Annotated in this window: 15 protein-coding genes; 9 read left to right on the plus strand and 6 right to left on the minus strand. The window is 55.2% G+C overall.

The features are described from left to right. Positions 1–2: 2 nt before the first annotated feature. From HKD42_RS05355 to lexA, 6 genes are all read left to right on the plus strand, one after another. Positions 3–620, plus strand: a complete 618-nt coding sequence (locus tag HKD42_RS05355; protein WP_425500364.1) for an anthranilate synthase component II — start codon at positions 3–5, stop codon at positions 618–620. Beyond that, complete coding sequence (gene trpD, locus HKD42_RS05360; protein ID WP_170010992.1) at positions 617–1,609, plus strand: anthranilate phosphoribosyltransferase; 993 nt, start codon at positions 617–619, stop codon at positions 1,607–1,609. Before HKD42_RS05355 ends, trpD begins: the two co-directional genes overlap by 4 nt. Continuing rightward, entirely contained in the window at positions 1,606–2,391 is a 786-nt protein-coding gene (trpC, locus tag HKD42_RS05365; protein WP_170010993.1) for an indole-3-glycerol phosphate synthase TrpC, read from the plus strand. Before trpD ends, trpC begins: the two co-directional genes overlap by 4 nt. Continuing rightward, positions 2,388–2,861: a cyclic pyranopterin monophosphate synthase MoaC gene (gene moaC / locus HKD42_RS05370; RefSeq protein ID WP_170010994.1), complete on the plus strand. Its 474-nt coding sequence runs from the start codon at positions 2,388–2,390 to the stop codon at positions 2,859–2,861. The genes trpC and moaC overlap by 4 nt, the downstream gene beginning before the upstream one ends. Beyond that, positions 2,858–4,045, plus strand: a complete 1,188-nt coding sequence (locus tag HKD42_RS05375) for a molybdopterin molybdotransferase MoeA (RefSeq protein ID WP_170010995.1) — start codon at positions 2,858–2,860, stop codon at positions 4,043–4,045. The genes moaC and HKD42_RS05375 overlap by 4 nt, the downstream gene beginning before the upstream one ends. Before the next feature lie 86 nt (positions 4,046–4,131). Next, positions 4,132–4,833, plus strand: coding sequence for a transcriptional repressor LexA (lexA, locus tag HKD42_RS05380; RefSeq protein WP_170010996.1), 702 nt, complete (start codon positions 4,132–4,134; stop codon positions 4,831–4,833). A 15-nt stretch (positions 4,834–4,848) separates the two neighbouring features. On the opposite strand, the gene HKD42_RS05385 is transcribed toward lexA, so the two are convergent. Beyond that, complete coding sequence (locus tag HKD42_RS05385; RefSeq protein ID WP_170010997.1) at positions 4,849–7,056, minus strand: ComEC/Rec2 family competence protein; 2,208 nt, start codon at positions 7,054–7,056, stop codon at positions 4,849–4,851. 29 nt (positions 7,057–7,085) lie between these two features. Here HKD42_RS05385 and gltX point away from each other — a divergent pair, with 29 nt between their 5' ends. Together gltX and HKD42_RS05395 are read left to right on the plus strand one after the other, a co-directional pair. Next, complete coding sequence (gene gltX / locus HKD42_RS05390; RefSeq protein WP_170010998.1) at positions 7,086–8,531, plus strand: glutamate--tRNA ligase; 1,446 nt, start codon at positions 7,086–7,088, stop codon at positions 8,529–8,531. A gap of 39 nt (positions 8,532–8,570) precedes the next feature. Beyond that, positions 8,571–9,857 carry a citrate synthase gene (locus tag HKD42_RS05395; protein WP_425500365.1) on the plus strand — a complete coding sequence of 429 codons (1,287 nt, stop codon included), beginning with the start codon at positions 8,571–8,573 and terminating at the stop codon, positions 9,855–9,857. Between the two features lie 12 nt (positions 9,858–9,869). Here HKD42_RS05395 and HKD42_RS05400 read toward each other — a convergent pair whose 3' ends face one another. The 4 genes from HKD42_RS05400 to HKD42_RS05415 form a co-directional block, all read right to left on the minus strand. Continuing rightward, on the minus strand, positions 9,870–11,225 hold the full coding sequence (locus tag HKD42_RS05400; RefSeq protein WP_246236749.1) for a sensor histidine kinase: 1,356 nt from the start codon (positions 11,223–11,225) through the stop codon (positions 9,870–9,872). Positions 11,226–11,253: 28 nt separating this feature from the next. After that, positions 11,254–12,216: a hypothetical protein gene (locus tag HKD42_RS05405; protein ID WP_170011001.1), complete on the minus strand. Its 963-nt coding sequence runs from the start codon at positions 12,214–12,216 to the stop codon at positions 11,254–11,256. Positions 12,217–12,239: 23 nt separating this feature from the next. Further along, complete coding sequence (locus HKD42_RS05410) at positions 12,240–13,343, minus strand: hypothetical protein (protein WP_211483494.1); 1,104 nt, start codon at positions 13,341–13,343, stop codon at positions 12,240–12,242. 175 nt (positions 13,344–13,518) lie between these two features. Next, a complete protein-coding gene (locus HKD42_RS05415) occupies positions 13,519–13,821 on the minus strand; it encodes an Hpt domain-containing protein (RefSeq protein ID WP_170011003.1) in 303 nt (100 codons plus the stop codon). A gap of 70 nt (positions 13,822–13,891) precedes the next feature. Between HKD42_RS05415 and HKD42_RS05420 the strand changes: the two genes are divergently transcribed. Further along, entirely contained in the window at positions 13,892–16,522 is a 2,631-nt protein-coding gene (locus HKD42_RS05420) for a coiled-coil domain-containing protein (RefSeq protein ID WP_170011004.1), read from the plus strand. On the opposite strand, the gene HKD42_RS05425 is transcribed toward HKD42_RS05420, so the two are convergent. Then, positions 16,504–16,803 (minus strand): DUF1467 family protein, encoded by a 300-nt coding sequence (locus HKD42_RS05425; protein WP_170011005.1) that lies wholly within the window; start codon positions 16,801–16,803, stop codon positions 16,504–16,506. The two genes, HKD42_RS05420 and HKD42_RS05425, sit on opposite strands and share 19 nt — an antisense overlap. Between the last annotated feature and the right edge of the window lies 1 nt (position 16,804).

Raw genomic sequence — 16,804 nt, forward strand, 5'->3', positions numbered from 1 at the left:
TGATGATGCAGAGCAAATCAACCATTCTCGTGATCGACAATTACGACAGCTTTACCTTCAATCTGGTTCATTACCTGATGGAGCTTGGTGCTGATGTCCGTGTTGAACGCAACGATGCCATATCGGTTGAAGAGGCAATTGCGATCGATGCCGCCGGGTATCTAATCTCCCCCGGCCCCTGCACACCGAACGAAGCTGGAATAAGCCTTGATCTTGTGGCTGCCTGTGCAGAGGCCCGCAAACCACTGCTGGGCGTCTGCCTTGGCCATCAGGCTATTGGGCAACACTTTGGCGGGGCCGTTGTCCGTGGCGGGCTGATGCATGGCAAGACATCGCCGGTTTCGCATGACAGCACGGGCGTCTTTGAAAACCTGCCCTCACCCTACACCGCCACACGCTACCATTCGCTGATCGTGGAAAACATCCCGGATCAGTTAGTTGTCAATGCAACCAGCGACACGCCGGGCGCAGACACTGATTGTGTTATGGGTTTCCGGCACGCAACACTTCCTATCCACGGTGTCCAGTTCCACCCTGAAAGCATTGCTACCGAACATGGACACGCATTGCTGGCAAATTTTCTGCGGATATGCGGCATAGAACCGAAAGCCATTTCATGAAGAATCTTCCCGCCGCAGACAGCCATCTGAATGAAGCCGAAGCCGAGGAAGTGTTCGGCATATTGCTCGATGGGCAAACATCGGAAGAAGAAATTGCCCGTTTTCTGACTGACCTGTCTGACCGCGGCGAAACCGGTGCGGAGATCGCGGGTGCGGCACGGGCATTACGGGCACGGCTGATACCCATTTCCGGCCCTGATAATGCGATTGATGTCTGCGGTACGGGCGGAGACGGACATCACACTCTGAACGTTTCCACGGCCGTATCGCTCGTGGTGGCGGCTGCTGGGATACCTGTTGCGAAACATGGCAACCGTGCCGCATCGTCCAAATCCGGAGCAGCGGATACGCTGGAAGCGTTGGGCCTCGATATGGAGGCTGCTGGCAAAACCGCCGAAAAGACACTGTCTGAAATCGGCATCTGCTTTCTCTTCGCGAAGAACCACCATCCTGCAATGGGCCGCATCCAACCAATCCGGCAAAAGCTTGGCCGCCGCACAATCTTCAATTTGATGGGGCCGCTATCCAACCCCGCTGGCGTAAAATCCCAATTGATTGGCATTGCTCGACCTGGCTACGTCCCGATTTACGCTGCTGCGAAGGCCGCTCTTGGAACGAAACACACCATGATCGTTTCCGGTGATGAAGGTTTGGACGAACTCAGCTTGGCCGGCGGCAACGAAGTGGCGGTCGTCAAAGGCGATAGTTTTGAGATGCAGCGCAAAAGTGCGAGTGAACTCGGCCTGCCATCTTCGCCCGTGGCCGCTATTCGCGGCGATGATGCAATATACAATGCGGCCGCCCTCACCGCCTTGCTCGATGGTAACCCCGGCCCGTATCGCGATGCCGTTATATTCAACGCGGCAGCTTCACTCATTGTGGCAGGCACCACCGAAGACTGGAACGAGGGCGCCGATATAGCGCGCCAATCCTTGGATTCTGGTGCCGCAAAAGACCTGCTCGCCCGCTGGATTGCGATGGCAAAATGAATAAGCTCGACGAAATATGCGCAACGACTGCCAAAGAAGTTGCTTCCCGCAAAAGCGCTCAATCATTTGCTGAATTGGAGGCGCTCGCCAAAGAACAAACACGCCCCCGCGGTTTCCACGCGGCTTTGGCAAAGAAAGCCGCGGACGGTTTTGGGCTGATTGCTGAAATCAAGAAGGCATCACCCTCCAAAGGTTTGATCCGGGAGAATTTCCATCCGGCAGAACACGCGAAATCCTATGAGCTTGGCGGCGCTGCCTGCCTTTCGGTATTGACCGACGCGTCCTATTTTCAAGGGCATGACGATTATCTCATCGCCGCCAGAAACGCCTGCACGCTGCCGGTTTTACGCAAAGATTTTATGGTGGATCCCTGGCAAGTGGTGGAATCCCGTGCGCTTGGCGCTGATGCAATTTTGATTATCGTGGCTGCGTTGACGGACGGGCAAATGGCAGAAATCGAAGCTGCAGCCATCCATTTTGGCATGGATGTGCTTGTAGAAGTTCACGATGAATTGGAGATGGAGCGGGCAGCTGCCCTCAAGTCGCGCTTGATCGGCGTAAACAACCGCGATTTGAAACGTTTTGTCACCGATTTGGCGGTCACTGAAAGACTGGTACCACTGGCTCCAGAGGGTGCTTTATTAGTCGGCGAAAGTGGAATTTCGGCCCATGCTGACTGCTTACGGCTTGAACGTTCCGGGGTCAGATGTTTCTTGGTCGGGGAAAGCCTGATGCGCCAAGATGATGTGACCGCTGCAACTAAGGCTCTGCTGCACGGATGAGTACGCTCAGCCACCTCGATGCCGAAGGCGCTGCGCATATGGTCAATGTCGGCGACAAAAAATCTACCCTAAGAACCGCAATTGCATCTGGCAGAATAACCATGTCTGCAAACGCTTTGACCGCTATCAAAAACGGTGACGCACCCAAGGGCGATGTTCTGGGAACCGCCCGTATCGCCGCTATCATGGCAGCCAAGAAAACGAGCGATCTTATCCCCTTGTGTCACCCGCTCGGGCTGGACGCGGTCGATGTTAGTTTTGGATATGAAGACAATGCGATTTCTGTGACCGCAACAGCCAGTCTAACCGCTAAAACCGGTGTAGAAATGGAAGCAATGGCGGCAGTCTCAATTGGTCTATTAACGATCTACGACATGGGTAAAGCGCTGGATAAAGGCATGGTAATCGAATTTATCCGCCTTATTGCCAAGACAGGCGGCAAGTCGGGCGATTGGCACGCGCCCGAATGACTCGTCCGATTGCCTTGTCCGAGGCACAGCAGCAGCTCCTCAATCTGGCAACGCCTCTGGGGAGCGAAACGGTCGCTGTCGACTCTGCGTTGGGCAGATACCTCAGGGAACCGGTTGTGGCCCGCCGCACACAGCCACCTGCGGACCTATCTTCGATGGATGGCTATGCCACTTGCGGGGATGGCCCGTGGTCACTCATCGGGGAAAGCAGGGGCGGCAATCCTTTTCCCGGTCAACTAGATGCGGGCCAAGCTATTCGTATCTCGACCGGCGCAGTCATGCCCGATGGTGCCGATACGGTTCTGATCCAAGAACACGCCAAAATTGACGGTAATCAGCTGAACCAAACAGCGCAGTCGTCCGGTCGGACATATGTCAGGTCAAAGGGTTTTGATTTTGCCGCGACGGAACACGTGCTTGGTGCCGGGGATCAGATAGGCCCGGCACAAGTCGCCTTGGCCCTCAGCGCTGGATGCTCAACCGTTACTGCACACAGATTGCCCCAGCTGGCCCTGATTGAAGGCGGAGACGAGTTGGTCAGCGATCCAGCATTGGCTGACACGCACCATATCCCGGCCACGAACAATGCAATGCTTGCTGCCATGACGCATGGCATGACTTGCGACACACGCATGATCGGTCCTGTCACTGACAGTTTGGACGCCTTGACCTCCGCGTTCAAAAGCGCGGGTGATACGGATATTATCGTAACCAGCGGTGGGGCCTCTGTCGGGGATCACGATCTGGTCCTGCCAGCTCTCGAGTCATTGGGCGCTGAAATAACCTTCTGGCGCGTCGCCCTAAAGCCGGGCAAGCCCTTGCTGGTTGCGAAACTTGGCCATCAAGTTGTACTCGGTCTACCGGGCAATCCGGTTTCCAGTTTTACCACAGCATTTCTGTTCCTGCTTCCTTTGCTGCGACATATGGCGGGCGCGCCCTTTGCTCTTCCCCGCAGTACCACTGCTCAGCTTAGCCAGCCCCTACCCGCCAACGGTTCCCGGCGTCAGTTCTTGCGCGCTGTTTGGGATGGAACACATGTCGCAGCAGTCGACGAACAAGACAGCAGCGCTCTGCGCGCCTTGGCGTCTGCCAACGCCTTTATCGAACGCCCGGAAAATTGTGCGGGGACCGAAGCAGGAACATTTGTTCCAATCTACCCACTCAAAAATGGCGGAATTGCTTGACCTTGGGAAATTAGTTGCCTAATTGTTCTTCATTCGTTCGCATTGTGGTGAATGAACTGGAACAGGCGGCTAAGGAGCATTGCCCCATGCTGACAGCAAAGCAGCACGAACTTATTAGGTTTATCCAAGCACGATTGGAAGAAACAGGTATCTCGCCTTCGTTTGAGGAAATGAAGGCCGCGTTGGATTTGAAAAGCAAATCCGGTGTTCACCGGCTGATCTCAGCTTTGGAAGAACGCGGCTTCATTCGCCGCCTCCCCAATCGAGCCCGCGCTTTGGAGGTTTTGAAAAATCCGGAAGATGTATTGCCGGATAACGCGGTACCGGCTGCGGCGAACGATCCGGTCAGTGCTGCGGTCTCTCGGACGATCACGCCGCCACAACGGCAGCCAGAGCCAGCTAATGATGTGATAGAATTGCCGCTGCACGGGCGGATTGCCGCCGGTGCGCCGATTGAAGCACTGGAAGGCCAAAGCAGCTTGCCTGTGCCAGCTGCTCTGCTCGGCCCCGGAGATCACTATGCGCTAGAAGTGTCTGGTGACTCGATGATCGACGCTGGCATTTTTGATGGCGACTTCGCTTTAATCAAACGAACAAACACTGCCCGCGATGGTGAGATTGTTGTCGCCTTGGTTGATAATGAAGAAGCTACTCTGAAATATCTGCACAAAGACGCGGGTATGGTTCGGCTCGATCCAGCCAATGCCTCCTACTCGCCGCAGGTTTATCAGCCAGGCCAAGTTGAAGTGCAAGGCAAGCTGGCCGGATTGTTACGCCGTTACCATTGATAATAGCGCGGCGGGTTAGCGTTTCGCTTCCTCGCCGCGCCACCAGCCATGATTGCCCATTGATTGGGATACCGACTGAATTCTCTCATCGCTCAAGTGGATGGATAGCCCCCCTGTCTGATCGAGCAGCCGCCGGTCTGCTTTTAGCCACCGTGGTTTGCATGATCTGGGCAGATACCGGTCAGCGATAACGATATCGGAACGGTCACAAGCAGCAGTCAATGCCAAGGCCTCGACACGGTCACGGCTTCTTGCCATCAATATGTGCCAAGATTTTCCCTGACGTTCGACCGTCAATGAACAGAAGTCACGGCTGCAATTTGCGCCTTTCCAATCGGCCAATGGAACGGGCACACCGTCCATCCCGGCCTGTTCCAGCAAATTATCGCGGGCATATGTGCTTCGGCTGTCGCGCAAGACCAGCAGCTGGTCGCCCTCCCCCGTGACGCCGACATGCCGGCCATCACCCGATATCAGCAAGTCCGGCGGCGGCTGCCCGACAAACAGCATGGTGGCAATGGCGGATGGGATAAACCCTGCCAGTCGCACCGGGCCGCGCCACAGAGCCAGCCACAAGCCGCCAATCAAGAACAGCGCATAGATCATGCCGCTCATTTCCGGCATCAACTTCACCGCCCCCGGCTGCTCGGCTGTGAAATGGGCAATGCCGATCAGCAAATCCAGCGACTTACCTGCCAGCCACCATGCGGGCGCACCCAACCCGACAATATCGAGCAGCAGAGCCAATGCAATTAGCGGCATCGATGCGAAGGTAGTCAAAGGTATTCCGATGACATTCGCAAACGCCCCATAAACCCCCGCCCGATGAAAATGGAACAGGACGATCGGCATCAGCGCTATCTCAATCACTAAACCTGTTATCAGCAGCATCAGTGTTCTGCGCGATATCCTTGCCAGCCAGCTTTCCTCTCGCGGGGCCAGAAAGTCTTTCACCGGCTGGGAATTATGCAAAGCGACAATCGCTATCACCGCCGCAAAACTCATTTGGAAGCTCGGGCCGACCAGTGCTTCGGGCCATAACAACAACACAAAAAACGCAGCCACAGCAACCATGCGTAGCGACAGAGGTTCGCGCCCTAAACTCAATGCGATCAGCACCAGAATGGCGCCAACGCAGCTGCGTACCGTTGGGACTTCAGCTCCGGTCAAAAGGGTATACCCCACCCCTGCTAACGCCCCGATCGCCGCCGCAACAATAGGCAAACGCCACCGCAAGGCTACATAGGGAAATAGCGCAAGCAACTTGATCGCCAGCAAATAGGCCGCAGCGATGACTGCGCTCACATGAAGCCCACTGATGGAGAGCAAATGCGTAAGTCCCGCATCGCGCATAGCGTCTTCATCAGCATCGCTGATTGCGCCGCGATCACCGCTCGCCAATGCCGCCGCAATGGACCCGGCAGATCCATCCAAATTACTTCTGACATGCGCAGCAAGCCTACGCTGGGTTTCCGCCAACAACTCGGTCTTTTGGGCAGGCTCCAGCAGCTCGATTTCGCCTAGCGCAGAGCCGGTTGCTGACAACCCTTTGAACCACGCAGCGCGAGAGAAATCATACGCCCCAGGCAGCATTGGCGGTGCTGGGGGCATCAACCTAACCCGCAATCGGATGCGGGCACCCTCTTCCAATCCCGCGGCGTCATTCGCAATCGGCACATTGACCCGGATTTTCTGGGCAGTGCCAGTGTCCGCGTTGCGCATAGCGAGTATCAGACGAACACGATCACGGGCAGGCTGTTCATCCCGCTCCAGAATACGGGCATCAACGATGCTGACTTGCGGCCGGTCTAAAGGCTCTGCACCAACGATCTCCGACCTCAGCCAGATCACCGCCACTCCCAAAGCGAACACGCTTGCGACCGCGATCACCGCCTGACGCAGTTCAGTTCGGTCTTCCAGGCCCCGCCACACTGCTAAAGCCCAAATTCCGGCAATAGCAGCCACTCCGATAGCGGCAGACCATTGCCACTGGCGGTCCAAACTAAACCATGCCGCGATCCCGGCTGAAAACGCCACCGTCAACCACGGTCCCTTGTCGAACCCCGAATGCCCCAAAAAGCGGTCAAACTGGTCACCAAAACTGGACAATAGCCGTTCGCTCCGCCATTGGCGCTGCACTGCAGCATTTGGGCTGGCATCAGCATCTTGGCGCTCGTCAGCGGTATCGCCTTCAATCGGTACGTTTGGGATGCCGGTCGCCATGGACAGAGTTGGATAGGAAACAAGTGGTTATGGCAAGCTCTAGCGGTATTGAAGTGGGTAAAGTTGTCACCCGGTTTGCCCCTTCACCCACCGGCTTTCTGCACATCGGCGGCGCACGCACGGCTCTGTTTAATTGGCTTTTCGCGCGTCGCTATGGCGGGAAAGCGTTATTGCGGATCGAAGACACCGATAAGAAACGCTCTACTCAAGAAGCCATTGATGCCATTTTGGACGGACTGGACTGGCTGGGTCTGGACTATGATGAAAAGCCAACGTTTCAATCCTCCTGCGCACAGCGTCACGCGGAAGTGGCCAATGTTCTTCTTGAGAACGGTTATGCCTATCGCTGTTACGCGACGCCGGAAGAATTAGAAGAAATGCGGGCCGAGCAAAGAGCCGCCAAGCTGCCGCTACGCTATGATGGCCGGTGGCGCGACCGCGACCCGAGTGAAGCACCGGCAGACGCCAGCTTTACCGTCCGGGTCAAAACGCCAGTCGATGGCGAAACAACAATCACGGATCTGGTTCAAGGCGATGTGTCCGTGAAAAATGAAGAGATCGATGACTATATCATCCTGCGGGCAGATGGCACACCAACCTATATGCTCGCCGCAGTGGTGGATGACCACGATATGGGCTGTACGCATATTATCCGCGGTGATGATCATTTGAATAATGCCTTCCGCCAGCTGCCCATATATCGGGCGATGGATGCGATAGAAGGAGGTTGGAGCGACCCGACTTATGCCCACATCCCGCTGATCCACGGATCTGACGGTGCGAAACTATCCAAACGTCATGGTGCGTTGGGGGTTGATGCTTATCGCGATGAAATGGGAATTTTGCCTGAAGCGCTCTTCAACTACCTGCTCCGCCTGGGCTGGGCTCACGGTGACACAGAAGAGGTTTCGCGCGCTGAAGCAATCGAACTATTCAGCCTAGACGGTGTCGGCAAAAGCCCATCACGGTTTGATATCAAAAAGCTAGAAAACCTTAATGGGCATTATATTCGCCAAGCCGATGATGCGCGATTGGCGCGATTGGTAGCGGATATGCAGGGCGGGAAAAACGAAAGCGAGATGGACTTGCTCACCAGAGCCATGCCGCTGCTGAAGCCCCGTGCAAAAAACATCCACGAATTGGTCGATGGCTCAGGCTTCATCTTTGCCAAAATGCCGCTGGAAATGACTGAGAAAGCGCAAAAGTTTCTGACTGACGAGGGCCGCGGATATCTTTCGCTTGTTTCCGCCCGTTTGGCAGCAGAAAAGAACTGGACATTCGACGCGCTCGAAGCCAGTACAAAGTCACTTGCTGAGGAGCTCGGACTGGGCTTCGGCAAAATAGCGCAGCCCATGCGAGCCGCGCTTACCGGAACGACAACGTCACCCGGGATTTTCGATGTGCTGGTCCTTTTCGGACGAGACGAGGCTCTTGCGCGAATTGACGCTCAGGCAGTTTCAGTAAGTCTCGACTGAACCAAGCTGGCGAAAAGATCGGGTTGAAGGAGAATGAATGTGGCCGATAATCAGGCGAAACTGGAACTAAACGGGCAAACCCACGAATTTCCCGTGCTGCAAGGCAGTGTCGGTCCCGATGTGGTCGACATCCGCAAGCTGTATGGGGCGACCGGAGCCTTTACTTTTGACCCCGGCTACAAATCGACCGCCAGCTGTGAGAGCGCCCTTACCTACATTGACGGTAATGAAGGCGTATTGCTCCATCGTGGCTATCCAATCGGCCAGTTGGCAGAACATTCCAGCTTCATGGAAACTGCCTATCTGCTGCTCAATGGCGAGCTGCCATCGGGCGAGGAATTGGACGACTTTAATTACACGATCACGCGCCACACGATGCTGCATGATCAGCTTCGCCAGTTCTATCAGGGCTTCCGTCGGGATGCCCACCCTATGGCGATCATGTGCGGTGTAGTTGGTGCACTGTCCGCTTTCTATCACGACAGCACGGATATTTCCGACCCGGAACACCGCAAAATCAGCAGTCATCGCCTCATCGCGAAGATGCCTACGATTGCGGCGATGGCCTATAAGTACTCCATCGGTCAGCCCTTTATGGACCCGGACAACTCGCTGTCTTACACCGGCAACTTCCTGCGTATGACTTTCGGCGTGCCCGCTGAAGAATATGAAGTCATTCCAGCTGTCGAACGCGCAATGGACAAGATCTTCATTCTGCATGCCGATCACGAACAGAACGCATCAACATCGACTGTCCGCCTCGCTGGTTCGTCAGGTGCCAACCCGTTCGCGTGTACTGCTGCAGGCATTGCGTGCCTTTGGGGTCCAGCCCATGGCGGCGCCAATGAAGCAGCTCTTAACATGCTGCGCGAAATCGGCACGCCCGACCGCATTCCTCATTATATCGAGCGGGCCAAGGATAAGAATGATCCATTCCGCCTGATGGGCTTTGGTCACCGAGTATATAAAAACCATGATCCCCGCGCGACTGTGATGCAAAAAACGGTCCGTGAAGTGTTCGAAGCATTGAATGTCACCGACCCAGTCTTTGAGGTTGCGCTGCAACTGGAAGAAATGGCGCTGAACGATGACTATTTCAAAGAGAAGAAGCTGTTCCCGAACGTGGATTTCTACTCTGGCGTGATCCTGTCAGCGATTGGCTTCCCGACAACGATGTTCACCGCCCTGTTCGCGCTCGCACGCACAGTCGGTTGGGTAGCACAATGGAACGAAATGATTTCTGATCCAGGCCAGGTGATTGGCCGTCCACGTCAGCTGTACACTGGTCCGACAGAGCGGGATTACGTGCCGGTTGGCAAACGCTAACAAACAAAACCGCTAAGCGGCTTCGGCCGCCGGTAAATCAAGTACAAAGCGCGCCCCCTTACCGGGCGCGCTTTTTACTGTGAGGTCGCCGCCCATCGCTCGGGCGATCCGCCTTGAGATATATAGTCCAAGACCAGACCCGCCATCTCCGGTACGGCCCAAACGTTCAAATTTCTCAAATATGACGGCCTGCTGCTCATCACTTAGACCCGGCCCCATATCGCTCACGATAATTCGCGGGCCGAATTTGGTCTCGTCGATAGCGATGTCAACCGGCGATCCATCTGGTGAGTAGCGTATCGCATTGGTGATGATGTTGAGCAATATCTGCAAAACTCTTCGGAACTCGGCTGTCGCGAGTTTCGGTTCGGCTGCGGAGGGAACCTGCAACTGAATGTTCTTCTCTTGTGCGCGGACCGCCAAAATACCAACAGCCCGTCGCGCCACATCGCCCGCATCAATATGGTCAGGCGCGGTGGAAAACCCTTCTGATTCCACAACTTCAAGATCTGACAAGTCTTCAATCAGGCCCATCAGATGTTGTCCGGCGGCGGCAATATCGGCAGCATAGTTGCTGTATTCTTCAGCCAGCGGCCCAGCCATTTTTGACCGAATTGTCTCTGCATTGGCGATAATACGAGCGATCGGCTGCCGCAGCACGGGCGACAAGTCACGGCCAATAGAATGCATTGTCGATTGGGCCGGTCGGGATCCGGCTTTACGGCGGTCTACCAAAGGCCTGTTGGGGACGAGATAGAGATCAAACCCACCACTCCCCGGGTCAGGTCGGCCCAAAGGCACCAAGCTGGCCGTCCAGATACGATCGGAGCCTTCGATTTCGCACTCTGCACCGTCGAGGAGACGCCAATGGAGCGGTTGTTGGTGGCTGTTACCTTTAATTGCGATCAGATCCGTCCAGGGATGTCCGCGGGCTTCCCGCATTCTAGCAGTAAGGTCAGCTAGGTCGCGGGCCTCACTTTCCACCGTAAGAACACACTGTTTCGTATCCAGACGGGCAGTTAATTCGGCAGCGGATTGGTCGACATCACGTTTGCGGTTCAGCTGCGACGTATCGGTTTCTTCGGGAACAGGCTCGCTCTGCCAATTGGCCACACCAATAAAGCAGCCGCCGTCCTTTTTTGCATTGGGTGCCGCTTCGATCCAGGCTGTTATGATCTCTTCGCCATCAAAAGCCGTGACTGTGCGCGCTAGACGCAATTGCGATTCCTGAACCTTTGCAACCAGCTCGCGCAATTCCGGAATAGCAATTTCGCCCGGCAGCGTCCCCCCACAGCGCTCTTGCAGGGTCGCAAGCGGCTCCTGCGCTTGCAGCAAGCGATTGTCAGCATCGGTAGATGCACGAGCCATGAAAGATCCAGATAAAGCGCTCATAGGATCAGCCTGCCATCCGACCAGCAGATTCGGCTAGAATCTCAGCCGCTTTATCAATTCGCAACATCTCAAAGCCCTCAGGCAAAGCTACCTCCGGGTGGATATGGACAAACTGCTCTTCCACTTGGCGCGGTTTTAAACCCGCAGCCCGAAGTGCCAACGCCAATCTGCCCAACTGGCGATCATTAGTGGACATCGTAGCGATATCGCGGCTTTGCCCTAAACTCTTGGCAAGCGCTGTCAGAAAAATCGCAACACCTGCATGACTGAGCGATAATGCCGCCAGCGCGCCGTTACCCATCCCGGATACTAAGCGCGATAGGAGCCCTACCCGGCTGGCTGATTCGTCATACACAGACCGCAATTGCATCTCTGCCTGAGCGACAATCTGATCAGGGTCTGTTGCAGCAAAGTTGCGCCAAATCAGTAGCACGGAATGAAACAGATCACCGGGCAAGTCGTTGATCGATAGCTCCATCCGCTTCTGCTGCTGGACGAACCGAGCCTGGGCAGCCAACGCCGCCATTGCCAAACTGGCTGTTTCCGGATCATCAGAAGAGATCAAAGCCTGCAGTAAAGGCGACAACACCAAATCAATCGCGTTCCTCTGCTCCAACCGCGTGGCCAATTGGGCTTCGACCGTTAGAGCATGGCAATGGGAAAGGAAGCTATTGTCCGCCAGTAAGTCAGCCGCAAGATCGGGCTTACGGTGCGAGACGAATGCGAGCGGGTCTTCAATTTCAGCGGCTGTGGCCTGAGCTCCAAGCAACTGGGTAGCCATGCTTTCCGCAGTGCCGCGGATATGTGCGACCACTTGATCGCTAAAAAGTGCATTGCCGGAATTTGTTACAAGATGCCCCAAAATAGGCGCAACTGTACCCAGTACTGCATCGCCGTGAGCCAATTCATCGCGCAACACTCCCTCAACGGGGATAGAAGCATTCGAAGGGTTGGCAGCGTCGCTCATTGCGCTCTCTTAGCTCAGGATGGTTAAGTTGGCGTTAGCCTTGCTCGATAGTTTTGAAATAAAAGAACCATCAGTACGGCTACCGCAAGTATCTGAAGAATAACCATAAAGGCTCCGGTGAATGCCAGGCCTAAAAACCCTAGCGACAGAACACCGCGATCGCTTCCTAAAGCCTGCCATGATCGCCACAAAGAATTCCCCAAAATTAGTTCTGTTACCCGTAAAAGGCCGATCAACATCACGGCAGCAAACCCCATCTCTATCTGATCATGCGCTGGGGTAATCACGATACATAAACCAACCAGAACAGCATCTAAGGCCAGCAGAGACGCCTCATAAGCGACGTTCTGCGTGGTGGTTGCCGTGTCTCTCAGAACAACTGACAGTGTTCCGGCGAACCGTCGCGAAAATGCAGCCAGCGCTGCAACCCCAAAACCGATCGACGCATAGCCAAAATATCCTAACAACCCGGCGATCGACAAAAGAACCAGCATCCCGCCGTGGCTGAGAACGGCAGCCAATCGCAAATTAGGGTGCTTCTTAGTAACGGTAATCGCGGCCTGATCAGCCAATCTGTAAGTCGGCGCTATAAAAGGAGCGACCTCGGTGCGATCTTGTAACCACCTGGTTTCAAAATTCTGAGCCAGCTGGGCCGAACTTGCCAATACCCAATGGCTATCCGTGACCGCCTTATCAGGCACCGCAACGCAGCCGGTTCCGTTCTGCAAAGCCAAGCGCAACAAACTGGATTGAGGGTCAATATCGCTCGGCATCTCAGCCAGTTGTTCAACGAGCGCACCAGCAATCACCATGATACCCGCCCAAGCCCTGTCCCGATCCAGCCTTTCAAAACCCGTATTTACAGCCGGATCCGCTGCGATTGTTAAAACGGATCGATGCGGGCCGATATGCGCCGCCGCAATATCAGTGTCGAAAGCCAATCCATCAGAAATAACCATCAGATCATCCGCAATACTCACCATCCCGGAGAGATTTATCGTACTGCGCACCGCATGAAACACAGCCCCTGCCCGCTCGGCGCGGTGCTGGATATCAACGATCTCGGGGCTGAGATCATCCACGAGGCATATAATTCTCTCACACCCGGAATTGAGTGCGAAACTCACTTGTCTTGAAAGAATGCTTTGACCGCCCACACGCAAAAATCCGCGCGGGGTTGAGCCGGCATCGGATGCCAATTCCTGCGATGACAATAACGCAACCAACATAATGGCAGCTCCTCGTTGAACTGCCTGTTACTGGGTTATGGTAGAAGTGCCAAGCGAACCGCTGGCGATGTGCTCAGCTCGACGAAAAATCTGCGTAGAATTTTTCGATCCGGCGGATAACCGTCGGTTCGCCAGGGACGGTTTCGATGGCTTCATTGGCCAACGCCAGCAATTGGTCAGCATGGAAACTGGCAGCGATCCCCTTAAGCCGGTGCGCTGCCATGATCCAATTGGCATCACATCTGGATCGCTTCAACAGATCTATTTGCCGTTCCAAACTCTCGGCGAATGCACCCCGCAGCTCTGCCAAGAGAGCTGGATCATCGCCCGCAGCAGCAGCCAGAGTCGCGTCGAAAGAGCCGTTTTCATATACCATAGTTACAGAACTACGCGCCCTAAGGTTAAAGCAGGGTTTATCCTTTGCCAAAAACTGCTAGATTCCGGGTATGACCGGGGGATCAAAGATCAGGGCGATTGGCCCAGAAGATGCGCAAGATGCGCTTGTGGACACCGACGCTGGCGAAGCGGAGGCTGCCCTTTCACTGGATGACGAGTTCATTCAAGAGGACGAAGAGGCGTGGGAGTATGATGAAACTCCTGCCCGCAACTTCAGGTGGATAGCGCCCACACTGGCCGTTCTTGGAGTGTGCGCATGGACCGGATTCTATGGGTGGGCTCATCAGTCAGAGCTTCTTTCAGGCGGCACGCCGCAACAATGGACCGGCTGGATTACCGCCTGGTCAGTGCCCGTTTTGCTGATTGTTTCGGTATGGATTCTCGCGACTCGCAATAGCAAAACCGAAGCCAGACGCTTTGGAGAGATTGCCCATAGCCTATCGACTGAATCAGCCCTGCTGGAAGATAGGTTGACTACGGTTAATCGCGAACTCAGCTTGGCGAGAGAGTTTTTAAGTTCGCAATCACGCGAACTGGATTCAGTTGGCAGGATCGCCAGTGAACGGCTTTCCGAACATGCGGACCATATACAATCGCTCGTCGCGCTGAACGCTGACCAAATCGATTCCATCGCAGATGTCAGCACGAAAGCGTTGGAAAATATGGACCGTCTGCGGGACGATCTGCCCGTTATCGCCAATTCTGCGCGCGACGTTTCCAATCAAATCGGAAATGCGGGCGAGACCGCCCAAGGGCAAATTGCAGAACTTATCGGCGGGTTCGAAAACCTTGAGGGTTTGAGTAAAACCAACACCGGTCGGGTATCCAAAATACGCGCCGAACTGGACGATCTTGTCGCTGAGTTTGAACGGCGCACCACACAAATGGGCGAGCTGTCCTCTGCTCGCTTTACCGCTTTGCAGGACACCAGCGAAACATTCCGTGCTGAGTTGGACAGCCGCGAAGTTGAAAATTTGGCTGCCGCCCGCCGCCGGGCGGACGCATTGGCAGACGAGTTTGCCACCTCCCGCTCAACCCTGGAAGAAGAAGAGGAAGAGGCTCTACGCTCGCTGAGAGCGCGGCTTTTGGCTATTCGTGAAGAAGCTGGCACCGTCTCTAACTCTGTTCAGGAAAGCGAAGCGATGGCTCTTGGCTTGTGGCAAGATCGGATCGCGGCTTTGAAGCAGCAACTGATTGAAGCCATTGCGGAAGTCGAACGCGTTGATCAGCGAGGCATGGATGCCGCCAATGCCAAACTCTCTGTCTTGCGGGAAGAAGCCGAAGCCTTTGAAGCCAATCTGGCAGACCGCGACGCGCGGATGATGGATCAATTGCGATCTCGCCGGGATCAATTGGCTAAAGATGAAGAACAGGCATTCGCCAAATTATCCGAGAAATTGGATATATTGGATAGTAATATTACCGAGCGTAGAGAGGCTCAGCAAGCAGGCGCGGATACTCTATCTGCCCATAGCGAAATGATCGCAGCGAAGTTTGCTGACCTGCAGCAGTCTCTCGAAGAAATCGCCGAGCTGAGCGGCAGCACGACAACATCGCTATCAGACGGTGCCGATAGGCTCGAAACCAAATTGGCGCAGAGCAAAGAAACGCTCGCAGTGACCGATAATGCGGTAAGCGAGCTGACCGACGCGACCGTTCGCTTGTTGGAGCTGATCCAAGCTAGCGTGCAGCATAGCTCTGCGGACTTACCCGAAGCGCTGACAGTTGCGGAAGACCGCTTGAAGGAAGTCCGCGTGGAGGCAGAAGGTCTGCGAGATGTGGTCGGGGCAGCTGAAACGAGCGGCGAGGATCTGTCGGCTTATGTTCTGTCCGCACGCGAAACAGCCCAAGCTTCGATTGCAGATGTCGATACGATGCGCGAAAATCTGGAAACGACCAACGAAGGTACGAGCCAAACGATTGCGGGTCTGGCAGACAGTTTGGCAACGCTGAACGAGCAAAGCGACATCTTGTCCGCCAAAGCGCAAGATCAACTTCGCGATGCGATACAAGCGCTCGAAGAAGCCGCGAGAACTGCCCCAGCGACCATAGAACTCGGCGTTCGTGAGAGTGTCCTCGCTCTGGCGGCGAATGTCGGCAAGGAAACCGGCGAAGTACTCGACCGGACGTTGAATGAAAGCGCGAAGGAATCAATTGCCCGGCTGGAGGAAGCTTCCCGCTCGGCCGCAAATGCTGGCCGCGACACGGCCATACAATTGCGGGATCAACTGTCGAAAGTGAACGAGCTGGCCGGAAGCCTTGAAACGCGTGTCGCGAGAGCCCGCGAACAGGCTGAAGAACAAGTCGGTAATGACTTTGCGCGCAGAATGGCCCTGATCACAGAAAGCCTCAATTCTAACTCAATCGATATCGCCAAGGCGATAGATACCGATGTGACAGATACCGCCTGGGCATCTTACCTGCGCGGTGATCGCGGTATCTTTACCCGCCGTGCCGTGCGCTTGCTCGACAATACAGAGGCCCGCGACATAGCCGAAATTTACGACGAGGATGCTGACTTCCGCGAGAATGTGAGCCGGTACATCCACGATTTCGAAGCAATGCTGCGTTCAATGCTATCCACCCGTGATGGCAATGCCTTGGGCGTAACATTGCTCAGTTCCGATATGGGTAAACTGTACGTGGCGCTGGCCCAAGCCATTCAGCGGTTGCGGGAGTAATCTGCCTCTGGAGCGGGTGGCTCGCCGAATACGTTAAGCGCATCAACACCGATCCAACCATAGGTATAGTTCAGAACGTAAAGAGCCGTCAGGACGGCAGAAATGATGGTTGCGCGCAATAGCAGCCGGCCCGGACGGAAGTTGGCGGGCGCGCTATCGGCTTGGCCGGGCACCTTGGCGATGCCTGCCTCATCATGTGTTTTGATGCCGAATGGCAATGAGACGAACGCCGTCATCACCCAGACCAATGCATAGATTGCGATTATCGATGTTAGATCCATC

It is taken from the genome of Pontixanthobacter rizhaonensis, assembly GCF_012972675.1.
Taxonomy (GTDB): domain Bacteria; phylum Pseudomonadota; class Alphaproteobacteria; order Sphingomonadales; family Sphingomonadaceae; genus Pontixanthobacter; species Pontixanthobacter rizhaonensis.

What these genes read in the sequence shown, in the direction of transcription:
- HKD42_RS05355 (WP_425500364.1), top strand. Translation starts at nt 3, where the DNA reads ATGATGCAGAGCAAATCAACCATTCTCGTGATCGACAATTACGACAGC.
- trpD (WP_170010992.1), top strand. Translation starts at nt 617, where the DNA reads ATGAAGAATCTTCCCGCCGCAGACAGCCATCTGAATGAAGCCGAAGCC.
- trpC (WP_170010993.1), top strand. Translation starts at nt 1,606, where the DNA reads ATGAATAAGCTCGACGAAATATGCGCAACGACTGCCAAAGAAGTTGCT.
- moaC (WP_170010994.1), top strand. Translation starts at nt 2,388, where the DNA reads ATGAGTACGCTCAGCCACCTCGATGCCGAAGGCGCTGCGCATATGGTC.
- HKD42_RS05375 (WP_170010995.1), top strand. Translation starts at nt 2,858, where the DNA reads ATGACTCGTCCGATTGCCTTGTCCGAGGCACAGCAGCAGCTCCTCAAT.
- lexA (WP_170010996.1), top strand. Translation starts at nt 4,132, where the DNA reads ATGCTGACAGCAAAGCAGCACGAACTTATTAGGTTTATCCAAGCACGA.
- HKD42_RS05385 (WP_170010997.1), bottom strand. Translation starts at nt 7,056, where the DNA reads ATGGCGACCGGCATCCCAAACGTACCGATTGAAGGCGATACCGCTGAC.
- gltX (WP_170010998.1), top strand. Translation starts at nt 7,086, where the DNA reads ATGGCAAGCTCTAGCGGTATTGAAGTGGGTAAAGTTGTCACCCGGTTT.
- HKD42_RS05400 (WP_246236749.1), bottom strand. Translation starts at nt 11,225, where the DNA reads ATGGCTCGTGCATCTACCGATGCTGACAATCGCTTGCTGCAAGCGCAG.
- HKD42_RS05405 (WP_170011001.1), bottom strand. Translation starts at nt 12,216, where the DNA reads ATGAGCGACGCTGCCAACCCTTCGAATGCTTCTATCCCCGTTGAGGGA.
- HKD42_RS05415 (WP_170011003.1), bottom strand. Translation starts at nt 13,821, where the DNA reads ATGGTATATGAAAACGGCTCTTTCGACGCGACTCTGGCTGCTGCTGCG.
- HKD42_RS05420 (WP_170011004.1), top strand. Translation starts at nt 13,892, where the DNA reads ATGACCGGGGGATCAAAGATCAGGGCGATTGGCCCAGAAGATGCGCAA.
- HKD42_RS05425 (WP_170011005.1), bottom strand. Translation starts at nt 16,803, where the DNA reads ATGGATCTAACATCGATAATCGCAATCTATGCATTGGTCTGGGTGATG.